1 protein-coding gene and 2 pseudogenes are annotated in these 1,600 nt (G+C 67.8%); all 3 read left to right on the top strand.

Annotated features, from left to right (window positions below; translation table 11 throughout):
• Nucleotides 1–119 (top strand): annotated as a pseudogene (locus tag QH470_RS27325) (hypothetical protein); the annotation flags it as partial.
• Nucleotides 120–165: 46 nt separating this feature from the next.
• Nucleotides 166–849, top strand: a pseudogene (locus QH470_RS27320) (tRNA lysidine(34) synthetase); the annotation flags it as partial.
• A 55-nt stretch (nt 850–904) separates the two neighbouring features.
• Nucleotides 905–1,459 carry a hypoxanthine phosphoribosyltransferase gene (hpt, locus tag QH470_RS27315; protein WP_280275224.1) on the top strand — a complete coding sequence of 185 codons (555 nt, stop codon included), beginning with the start codon at nt 905–907 and terminating at the stop codon, nt 1,457–1,459.
• Nucleotides 1,460–1,600: the final 141 nt, after the last annotated feature.

Raw genomic sequence — 1,600 nt, 5'->3', positions numbered from 1 at the left:
ATGTGGTGCTGGCGCTGCCGTGGAATCTGGAGGCCGAGATCACCGCGCAGCTGCGCCATCTCGGCGATCGGGGGGCGGAACTGGTGTATCCGCTGCCCACCCTGCATAACGCCGATTTTTCCGGGGGCCGGTCCCGCGGGGGGGGTTGGGGGGTTGGGGGGGGCGGGGGGGGGGCTCGAGGCCGCGGCGCGGACGGCCCGGTACGCCGCGCTCGACGCCGCCCGCGGGGAGTTGCCGGTGCTGCTCGGGCACACCCTCGATGATCAGGCCGAGACCGTTCTGCTGGGCCTGGCTCGTGGTTCCGGCGTCCGATCCCTCAGGGGGATGGCCGAATTCGCCGATCCCTGGGGGCGACCCCTACTAGGGGTCCGGCGATCCACCACGCGGCAGCTGTGCGCGGATCTCGGGCTCGAGCCGCACGAGGACCCGCACAACAGCGCGCCGGAGTTCACCCGGGTGCGGCTGCGCACGGAGGTGCTGCCGCTGCTGGAGGAGGTGCTCGGCGGCGGCGTGGCGCCCGCCCTGGCGCGCACGGCCGAGCAGCTGCGCGAGGACGGCGATCTGCTCGATTCGCTTGCCGAACAGTTGCTGGAGGCGGCGAGTGATGGCACTGCGCTCTCGATCGAGACGCTTGCCACTGCCCCGGCCGCGCTGCGCCGCCGCGCGATTCGCTCGTGGCTCCTGGCCGGCGGCGCAAAAGCCTTGACGGACAAGACTTTACGGTCGATCGACGCACTGATCACCGACTGGCGCGGGCAGGGCGGAGTGGCGGTCGGCGGCGGAAAGCCGGGGACCCGGTTGGTTGCCACGCGCGAACGTGGGAAGCTGTGCCTGGCGTTTGCACGATAACGATCCCGGTGACGCCTGCGCCGCGATCGACTTCAGCGAAGGGAAACCAGCGCACGTGTATGGGGACGACATCGCGTCGGTGCTGATCACCGAGGAACAGATCAAGGCGAAGGTCGACGAATTGGCCGCGCTGATCGGCAAGCGCTATCCCACCGACGCCCCCGAGGGTGATCTGTTGCTGGTGGGTGTGCTGAAGGGCGCGATCTTCTTCATGACCGATCTGGCGCAGGCGCTGACGATTCCGACTCAGATGGAATTCATGGCGGTCTCGTCCTACGGGTCTTCCACTTCGTCGTCGGGCGTGGTGCGCATCCTCAAGGACCTGGACAAGGACATCGCGGGGCGCAATGTGCTGATCGTCGAGGACATCATCGACTCGGGGCTGACGCTGTCGTGGCTCAAGCGCAATCTGTCCAGTCGTAATCCCGCGTCGCTGGAGGTGGTGACGTTGCTGCGTAAGCCTGATGCGCTGCGTACGCAGGTGGATGTGGCGCATGTGGGGTTCGATATTCCGGATGAGTTCGTGGTGGGGTACGGGCTGGACTATGCGGAGCGGTATCGGGATCTGCCGTACATCGGGACTCTGGATCCCAAGGTGTACGGGGCTTAAGAGGTCTGTATTTTTGGCGCCGCCTTCGGCGTCGCGGGTTTTGTGGGGCCGGGGGGGGGGGGGGTTGTTGGGGTGGGGGGCAGAGAGGGTTAGAGTGGAATCGGAGGACGCGCCAGCAACCCCCGGCACCCCCCACCAGGG

The organism is Nocardia wallacei (assembly GCF_029868745.1).
In the GTDB taxonomy this organism is placed as follows: Bacteria; Actinomycetota; Actinomycetes; order Mycobacteriales; family Mycobacteriaceae; genus Nocardia; species Nocardia wallacei_B.
The sequence above is the reverse complement of the archived record's forward strand: the minus strand, read 5'-3'. Positions and strand labels throughout refer to the sequence as shown.